Source organism: Aporhodopirellula sallentina SM41 (assembly GCF_000346505.1).
Classification (GTDB): Bacteria; Planctomycetota; Planctomycetia; order Pirellulales; family Pirellulaceae; genus Rhodopirellula; species Rhodopirellula sallentina.
Genome location: NZ_ANOH01000307.1, coordinates 1 through 9,659, shown reverse-complemented (window position 1 = coordinate 9,659; position 9,659 = coordinate 1). Strand labels below are relative to the sequence as shown.

General features: G+C 58.1%; 5 protein-coding genes. 1 reads left to right on the top strand and 4 read right to left on the bottom strand.

The window, feature by feature from the left end; translation table 11 throughout:
• Positions 1-187 precede the first annotated feature (187 nt).
• The 4 genes from RSSM_RS20600 to RSSM_RS20585 form a co-directional block, all read right to left on the bottom strand.
• Positions 188-1,849: an FAD-dependent oxidoreductase gene (locus RSSM_RS20600; RefSeq protein WP_144059993.1), complete on the bottom strand. Its 1,662-nt coding sequence runs from the start codon at positions 1,847-1,849 to the stop codon at positions 188-190.
• Between the two features lie 327 nt (positions 1,850-2,176).
• Positions 2,177-2,584 (bottom strand): hypothetical protein, encoded by a 408-nt coding sequence (locus tag RSSM_RS20595; RefSeq protein WP_008683305.1) that lies wholly within the window; start codon positions 2,582-2,584, stop codon positions 2,177-2,179.
• A gap of 54 nt (positions 2,585-2,638) precedes the next feature.
• Positions 2,639-3,622 carry a ThuA domain-containing protein gene (locus tag RSSM_RS20590; RefSeq protein WP_008683304.1) on the bottom strand — a complete coding sequence of 328 codons (984 nt, stop codon included), beginning with the start codon at positions 3,620-3,622 and terminating at the stop codon, positions 2,639-2,641.
• Positions 3,623-3,839: 217 nt separating this feature from the next.
• Complete coding sequence (locus tag RSSM_RS20585) at positions 3,840-8,411, bottom strand: protein kinase domain-containing protein (protein ID WP_008683300.1); 4,572 nt, start codon at positions 8,409-8,411, stop codon at positions 3,840-3,842.
• A gap of 919 nt (positions 8,412-9,330) precedes the next feature.
• Between RSSM_RS20585 and RSSM_RS33285 the strand changes: the two genes are divergently transcribed.
• Positions 9,331-9,552, top strand: coding sequence for a hypothetical protein (locus RSSM_RS33285; protein ID WP_144059992.1), 222 nt, complete (start codon positions 9,331-9,333; stop codon positions 9,550-9,552).
• Positions 9,553-9,659 lie beyond the last annotated feature (107 nt).

The following is a 9,659-nucleotide window of genomic DNA, read 5'->3' as shown; positions in this document are numbered from 1 at the left end:
TGAAGCAGGCTCTGCGACGCGTATCCGGCGATTGGGGTGGATGCCGGAACGTCGCTTCGCTTGGTTCGGCCTACGACTATGCTGCAAAAACTTCACGAACGAATCAGCCGACGTGCGTTCGCACCGGTTATCACGCGCGAGAACCGCGGTTAACGCCGATCGGCTGGTGAATTGACCGATGGGGGTCTCAATCGTGGTCGCTGCGGCTGAGGTACTGGTGCACGCAGGTGATGCCTAGGGCACCGTCGCCGGCGGCGAAGGCACATCGTTTGGTTGTACCGCTGCGTACGTCGCCGGCGGCGAAAACGCCAGGACAAGTGGTCTCGAGTTCGCATGGTTCGCGGTCGAGCGTCCAGCGGTCTGATTCACGCACCCCGGGCCCCGTCAAAACAAACCCGTGCTCGTCCAACTCCACGCTGTCGGGCAACCAATCGGTGTGTGGCTTGGCACCGACAAAGATAAACACGCCGGAACAATCAACGCTTTCGCACTTTCCGGTTTGATTGTTTCGGATACTGGCTCGTTCGACGTGTTGGTCGCCTTCGAGCGAATCGATCTCGGTATGGTGAACCACCTCGATGACTTCGTTCTTCTCGATCCGGCGTGCGAGATAGTCCGACATGCTTTTGCGCAAGTCATCGCCTCGCAGCAACAACTTGACGTGCTTGGCATGTTGCGACAGATACATCGCGGCTTGGCCGGCCGAGTTTCCTCCGCCTACGACAACGGCGGTCGAGTTGCGGCAAAGCCGCGCTTCCACAGTCGTTGCCGAGAAATAGACCCCCATGCCTTCGAGTCGGTCGCAACCCTCCACGGGCAACCGTCGATACGATGCCCCCGTTGCGATCAAGACTGTCTTGGTGTGAACCTTTTGGCCGGTGCACAATTCAACGCAGTGGTTGCCGTTGTCGTTGCACGTCATCGACCGCACCATGACCGGGGCGGTGAACTCAGCACCAAACTTCATGGCCTGCAAGAAACCCAGGTTTGCTAGTTCCGTCCCCGATACTCCGGCGGGAAAGCCCATGTAGTTTTCAATCTTCGAACTCTGGCCAGCCTGGCCTCCCGGCCCGATCCCGTCGACCACCAATGTTCGCAATCCTTCCGACGCGCCGTAAACTGCCGAAGCCAATCCGGCTGGCCCGGCGCCGACGACCAACACGTCGTAGAGCTCCTCTTTGATGTGCCGCGAGATTCCGAGACACTCTGCGACCTTCGCCAACGACGGCTTCGATTCAATGTGTTCGCTGCAGGCGATCACGGGAGTATCGTCAGCCGAAAAATCGAACTCGTTTAGGTCTTCGGCAACGGACGTATCGGCGATATCGAGAAACGTGTGGGTAACGTTGTTCTTGTAGAAAAATTCTCGCAGCCGGAGCGTCTCCTTAGAGTCCGCCGCACCAAAGACACGAACGCCTAGAAAGTCCGATGCTTCGAGGAGTTTGCGACGATACTGAAACGCCTCGAGCAACTTGTCGCTCAGCCCGGGGACTTCGGCGAGCATGTAGCGAATCGTGCACGACGTGATTTCGATCGCCTCGGTATCGCCCACTGACGTCGCCGTCACCACCGCGGGCCGCCCGGTCAGCATCGATACGTCACCGGTAAATTCGCCCGGTTCATGAACAACAACTTCACGCGGATGCCCGCTCGACGTTTCTGTGATGGCGACGCGACCGGATCGAACGACAAAGAATGAGAAATCGCTGTCGCCGGATTCAAACAACACATCACCGTTAGAAAACTGACGCATGGTCCCGAGACGTTCCAAACATCCCATTTCCTCTTCGCTGATGTTGGGGAACGCGGCGGTGTGTCTCGTGTCGAACGCTTCGGCTCGCATGTTCATCGATATCTTCCTCGGTTGTCACCGTTTCTCGCTTGGATCGCATCGGGCGACAATCGCCGTCACATCGCGGACAAACCAGCATTCACGCCCCCGGTTGCGGTTTGATCACACAATTATCGCACACTGAACACCTTTGACGCCATCGGCTACCCCCGCGTGCCCGCGTAGAGGCGGATTCGCGGCGAACCCCGCCTCTACGCAGCCTTCCGGCAGGGCCGAGATAGAGCGTTTTGAAAGAGTGATGTAGGAGGTGTAGGCAGGGTTCGGTGAACTGAATCTTGGCGAATCCAGCTACAAGGGATCGGGCACGTCCAACCTCAACATGCTCTAGACGAAACGGCTCGGCCGGGAGAATCCCCACGAATCGGCCAACGCGTCGGCTGCTTCTTCGATATCGGTGATCTCGCCCCATCCTCCGTTTCGCAGGTAAGCGTGCGCGAATTCGTGAGCGATCACGTACCACGCGAAACGTTCCGACGCGTCGTTGAGCTTCAAACGCAGCACGACACAGCGACTGCCCTCACCGTTCACACCGGGGGCTGGCATCAAGAGCGACCAGCCCACCCCGGCCTGATAGTTATCGACCGTTACGCGAAAACGGGGATCCTCGAGAAAATCTGTTTGCACGTCCGCGGGCAATTGCTCGAGCACGTGCAAAACCCGTTGTTGCAAAACCGGATGATCCGCAAAAGGGCTCAAGTACGATTCAAAACGCTCGAAGGAATTTGACTTCACAGAGGCAGCACGCGGCAGGCGGAAAAAGGTTGTTCCAGCGAATCGAGGTTGGACCTATTTCGCTTCGAAACTTCGTTTACTCGATTCAAACGCCTTCGGAAAGTCGTCGGGGATTTCCTTCAACGTGACTTCTCCGGTTGCCGCCCATTCGGTGCCACGCAGCAACATGGTAATGAAGCCGACGCACTCCATCGTTTTGTCGTCATGGCCCATCGGTGTGTGATAGATTCGTCCCTTGCCGTAGTCGATGGTCATTACGATCGGTTCGTGCCGACCGGTGCCGCGGTACTTTGGATCGGCATAAGAGGTTGCCAAAATCGTCATGTTCGCCGCCGGGCCACGCAGTTTCTGATACAGCTCATCTTTGACGTGCATCCACGCCCGAGGCATGTCTTCAGTAATCGGATGGTCGGGGACACGCACAACAACTTGGTATTCATGGGCCGGTCCGTGGCTGCCTCCGGAACCGGGCGAAGTGTCTCGCACCAACTCTTCGGAGTCATCCAGGTAGACGTAGGGGCCCGACTTTTCGTTCCGGCCGTCCCAACCGCCGAGTCCGATCATCTTGTTGAACTCGTCCCAGCTGCCGAATGAATTGTCGGCGGCGTGCACGATGACCATTCCCCCGCCGCCGGACACGTATTCCTCCAACGCCGCTTGCGTTTCTTCCGGCCACGGTGCCGCTTTCCAACCAAAGTTGCTCAGCACGACGTCGTAGTCGGAGAACTTCGGTTTGAAGTCCGGATCGGATTTCGGTTGTGGCAAATCCTGGTACTCGGTCCCGTCATCGAGGCCGAATTGCTCGAGCAGTTTGCCGCCCTTCCAAGTGAACTTCGTTCGCGAAACATCGACGGTGAAGCGGCCGGAATCTTCGAGGTACTGCTTCATCATCGCAGTCGTCTTGGGCCACGCCGCGTGGTTGTTCTGACCGTCGATAATCAGAACTTTCAGTTTGTCCTCGGCGGTGACGCTCGAGCAGACAGGGGCAACGACGCCGGAAACAACAAAGGTCGCGATAAGGAACGCGGTTCGGTACATGGGGGTTCGTCCTGGGGATGTTTTTCGTCAACGAGCATCCAGCGAGATGCTGCGAAAGGATTCGCCCGCAGGCAAAACCGGCTAACGCCAGTCGATCGCGGGCTATGGCACATAATCTAATCCATTTCCGCGATTCGTGCGTCCTCAAAACGAGGTAGCCGGCGTCGCAGGATCACGGAACAACACGTGTGCCGTTTTGGAACTCTCGCGACCTAGCCTACTTGCCCATTCGATCGAGATCGCGGACGTAGCCTTGCTTTTCTTTTCGGAAATGAGCGTTTGGTTCGATGATCGTATCGAGATGGCTGCGTAGTTCACGAACGAGCGATTGGTCCGCTTTGCCGTTCTTTGAAATTCCGCTGAGCAGTTCCGGGCCGCGGAATTGGACGTAGATCAATACCGCTCGGTGACGTCGGTCATCGGTCCGGGGCAGATGATCTTCTGCCGTGTGCAACGCGTGTTCGATATGGCTCATCGCCATCTCGGGGTGCTCGGCGAGACGGTGCACCATCGCACACATGCAGTGCCAATGAACTCGGGTGCGATACGACGTCGCAGGAATCGTGTGCGAAATTGCGTCATCACCCGCACCTTCGATCGGTTCGGTCGCGAGTTGACTCATCAGGGTCATCGCCCGTTGTTCGCGGTTGCTGACGCGACGCCCTTTCGGTGACATCAGCAGATCGAACAGGTAGCCGTTGAGCCGGTGCGTTTTCTGTATGAAAACCGGATAGCCATTCTGTTCACGTACCGCGATGGCTTCGGCCAAGAAGCGATCGGCGTCGTCGAGCAGTTTTTGCTTTTCGGCGACCTCGAGGTCCGTCACCAAACGCACCGTCGAGATATTCACATCCGCCGCTGTCGTGAGACGATCATCATTGTCGTGATGCCAACGAGGCGGATACGAGATCGCTGCCGATCCGTCCTTTGCAGCGAGTTCGAGCAGTTCACGTTTTCGCGTCGGCGGTTCCAAGACGGCCATCCGGCTCAGCAAACTCGCTCGGCAACGGTAGACACTGCCTCGCAAGTCATCGGGCAACTTTTGATTCTCAATCAGTTTCGTGTACGCGTTGCGGGCTTGCACGTAATGCCGCAAAACATCTTCGTCCTCGCGGCTGAGAAAACCTCGTTGGTCGGCCGCGCGGGCGACGAGGAATTGACGATGGATCGTCGGTTGCGAACGCGAACGCCGATCACACGCATCTTCGTACTCGTAAAGAGTTTGAATCATCCGCGACGCCGGACGGTCGTCGATCTCTTCGTAACGCGTTTGAATGAACGCCTCCGCCGCGACCAGCAAGAGTTTATCCTTTTCGGCGGAATCCGCTTCCAACGATGCGGCCGTGGAGGCGGCGAATCGAACCAGTTCCAGCCGATCGAGAAATCCTTCATAGGTCGCCGGAGCCGTCGCCGAGCGAATTTCGTCGACATACCGCTCGCACAATTGCCGAGTCGACGGAGTCGCCAGGTCGGCGGGCAAGACCGCGAACGCTTCGTCCTCATCATCGTCGGCGACGTCACGCAGTGTTTGCAGCGTCGTTTCGATGCGCTGCGAGACCGTTGGATCGAGACTCGCGGCCGTTTCCACCGGGCGGCTTCGGTCGCGTTGATTCAACTGCGCGAGCGTTCCGAGGATCAGGTTGGGGATCACCTCGATGCGTTGTTCTCGGGAAGTCGCCGCGTCATGTTGCCGAGAGCAACTGGTCCACAACGCAAACCCTAGCTGCGGAGTCAGGCGGTCGTCATCCAGGTCGAGCCCCATGCGATCCCAAAGCTGGGACGCGTTCGTGTCATCCTTTTTTGCAACGGCGAGCAGAAAACGTTCAGGAACAATTCGCTGTTGCAGGTCTTCCGACGCGTCGGCGAATTTCACCGCCAAACTCAACACCCCTTCGCGGCTCTTCGATGACCTCGCGTATCGAAGCGTGCTGATGTCGCGATCGTTCGCACCCGAGTTTTCTCGCACCCAGTCGAGGCACCGAGTGGCCACTTCGTTTCGCCATTGGTCAGGCCCCATCTGGCTCATCACCGAATCGTTGGGAACTTCAATCCAATGCCTCATCGCGTCGCTGAGCCGGTCGGCGTCCCACAGTGTCAGGCCGGCGACGGTGTGTCCGAGGACGTTCACCGGTCCACGAATCCGCTGCCAACCGTTTTGTCGATCCGCGTGATCGGTTCGCCGGTCGAGATCACGCACGAAAGCCATCGAGAGACGATCGATTGATTTCAATACGTCGGAATTGTCGCCTGGCTGGCCAGTCGTCTGATCACGCATCTCTCGTAGCGCGAGCAAACACCGACCTTGCGAATCCGCGATCGTCGAGAGTCGAACCGGCTCGACGTTCATTGCCATCGCGCGAGCCAGGTCTTTCTCAACGCGTTCGCCCCGCGCGAGGTCGTCACTGTCGAATGAGATCTCGTTTTGGTTGATCGTCGGGAGGGCGATCAGGTAGGCGGCGTCCGCAATCCGTGGACTGATTGAGCTGTTCGATGCGTCGGCGTCATCTGGAGCGATCGCTTCGCGAAGGGACACTAGGCTTGCGGAAAGGATTTTCGATCGTGCCGCTACGGTCGCATCCTGTTGTGTGTCCCCGTTCTCATCGGCCGCGTCCGCAGTCGCGCGGATCAGGCTGCTCGCGATCGCCATGTCTACACGAGTCCGGTATGGCGCCAGCTCATCCGATGGGAGCGCGATTGCTGCCTCTTCAGTTTCGTTCTGCAACGCAGTTCGGAATCGGCCCGCGAGATCGAGCAAGCTCTCCCGGTGTAGTTCACTAAACGCCTCACCCGTTTGAGTTGCGATCGCCGGGGCACGCCATTGCCCCGCGGAATCAAGCGTGGGGGCGAACGTTTCGATTCGCTCGATAAATCCATCGAGCTCGCCACGTTGCCAAGGAGACGCGTCGGCATCGAGTTGTTTTTTCAAATCTTCGGCGGCGAGCTGCAAGAAGTCGTCGATCGATTCCGGCTCAGCGGCGGGCTCCGGCTCCGGTGCGGGAGTCTCGGTCGCGATCTCGGGCAATGACGCGGGCATGGTCTCGTTGAGTTCCGGTTCGGTGTCCCCGGTCGCCGCGACACTCGTCTGTTCAGACGCGGGCGTCTCTCCCATCAGGCTGGTGGATGATGGCGATGTCGAATCAAAACCGAGCTCCGGTGCAACGTCTGGTTCCCCGCTGTTGGCTAGGTCTTCAGTGTCAGGCATCTGCCCATCCGGCAGGTCGGATCCGGGCAAACCGGAATCAGACGAGTCGGGATCGAGCGAAGAGACTGCAGCGATATCCGCAGGCGATCCGGCACTGGATGATGAAGTGTCTGGCGTATCCGAGGGAGGTTGTTGATTCGGGGCCGGTGAGACGTCCGGTTCGCCGTTGGTTACGATTGTGTCTTCAGGAACGATTTTCTCATCGCCGCCCGTTTCCGACGCCGCATGATCCGGACGCGTCGCCAGGTAATAGGCTCCGCCACCGACCAGGAGCGCCATCAAGCACACCGCCGTCGCCAGAACCGCTTGGTTGCGTCGTCCGCCAGGGCCATCAACGCCGGTCGAGTAGACCGCTTCGTTCAACTTCTCCGCAAACTGAGAGCACGATTCGTAACGTTCGTCGGGGTCGAGCCGTGTTGCTTTCTCGATCACCTCGCGTTCTCGTGCTGGCAACGCATCGAGACGCAGCTCACCGTTTGCTTTCGCACGCAAAAACGACGAACGCCGCGACGTCTCGAACGGCAGCGTTCCCGTACGCAATTCGTAGTAAGTGATCGCCAGCGAGTATTGGTCAATTGTTTGCGTGTAGGTCTGATCAAACAACATTTCCGGAGCGCCATACGCGGGCGTTCCGATTGCTAGTTGAGTGCGGCGGTTTTCGTGCACCCGCCGGGCGAGCCCAAAGTCGCAAACCTGTGCGTTGCCACCAACGATCAGGATATTCTGTGGTTTGATATCGCAGTGATAGATGTTGTGATGAATGTTCAGTTCATCGATTGCCGACGCCGCGCCGGTAATGTATCGAAGCAGTTCGGGGGCGGGGACTCCGCCAGCGATGTGTAGCGGATCGTTGTCGTTCTCCGGTGCGTTGCCTGGCGCCCGCATCTCGATCAACCGGTCGTGCAGCGTTTTGTCACCGAGTCCCATCGCGATGACCATCTGTTTCGCTTCGCCGAGCGAAGTGTCGGGATCGTCCTCGTTGCGGCGATCACCGGCAGTGGGCGTTGTCGATGAGTTCGACCGTGGCGACGTCGTACGCGAACCCCGTCGAGGCGGAGGCGTGGCCCGTCGCGCGATCTCAGCGAAAAAGCCCGAATCGTCGGCATCGCTGCCTCGGCTTTCGCCTTCATAGGCGCCCGTCTCACGCAGGTGGCTGTCGGTATCGGCGTCCGCGTCATGCTCGGGAGTTTCCCCATCGACCGCCGAGTCAGCGAGCCCCATCGCGTGCGTTTCTCGCATTCCGTCGGAGGGACGATCGCGTGCGAGGCACTCGGTATCGATCAACGAGGATTCACGACCGAGAATATCGTCCGTGGCCGCGTTGCTGAGCAGTTCGCCGTCATCATCGAAAAACCAAACGCCGATCAACGGGCAAAGATTGGTGTGTTTGACTTCGCGAACAATCCGCAACGCACCGAGTTCGCGTTTGCTGCCGATCATGCTCATGTCGCGAACGATCTTGATCGCAACGTAAACGCCCCCGGACGCCCGGGCCACCCAAACTTCGCCAGCCATCCCCGACCCCAAACGGCGAACGAGCGTATAGCCCGGAACGATCTCGATGCCGCGTTGGATGAGTGATGTCATTAAAGAAACATCGTTTGACGAAAATGTTATTGAGAACCTATCTGAAAAATCATCCGCCGTTCGTCGAACGCCGCGCCTCAACCGCGACGACCGTGAACAACACCTGCCTGCGAATCCATAGGCGAGGTGGGAATCCAAAGGCGAGGTCGCCGGATAGGGGCTACGCAAGAAACCAACCTGCTGACAGTCATCAGTTTAACGTCATCGGGCAAAATGTTCAGGCAGTTACCGCACCCCCAGCCCTAATTTTGCCTATCAAACAACGATGATGAAGTGCCGTCTCGCGGCGACTGCTCATTTTTCGCGTCGGTGAGTCTCGTATTGGCGAAATGCCACGCCTCGTTCCCGGATGAGGGCGAGGTTGTCGTTTCAGGGGCCCGTTGTGGTTTTCAATGTGTTTTGAGAGGAATCTCGGACATGGAAAAGAACGAGGGGCAGCGTTGACCGAGTGTTGGGATCGCGGACGGTTCTCGGCATGGGCGATGCAGGCTGCTGCTGTTTTCGCAGGTGTCGCGGCCCGATGTGTGCAATTTTCGCGGGAGTACTGTGTCTTTGAGCATTCCGCGGACGGCAACTAGCTGAGTAGTGATCGATCCCCATGTTCTATCGGGTGGAATCGGTTTCATCCCCGCCATCGCCGCTCTCAGCGGTGAGGATCTCACGGCAGCGCGTTTCGTGCGTCAGTCGCATGTCGCGCCTACTTGCACGTGAGATCAAAACAGAGGGGGGATGGATGCAGCGAAAGTCGCCAAGACTATCGGTGATTCACGAGCCCTCCCGAAACTCTTGGCGAGTCTCGCGACCCTAAGCGTGAGGCTCGCCAGAGCACCAGGATGTCAAGAGTTTGTCTTGACGCGGCGAGTTTTAGGGCAACCATGAGAGCCTCATCTAAGCTTCTTCCTTGAAATGATCATACGGCATGAATCGTCGCTCAGTTGTTTTCGCTGTATCTCTGTGTTTCGCCGCCGGAGTGTGGGTGGGTTGCGAGGAAAAGGTCCCTCCGAAGGATCCGACCGTGGACGACATTCAGAACTACATCGAAAACAACCCCGAGATCGTCTCCGAGACCGAACGATTCGACCCCGAGTTCCGAGACGACCCCGAAGTTGAAGACGTCGACGAATTCGAAACCGTGGAGTAAACAAGAAGACGCCCGCAACAACATCGTGCCAGAACCAGCCAACGCGAGTTAGCATCGGTTATCACGCATCAACCGCGACCAACATCGATAGCCTGATAGATTTCCAA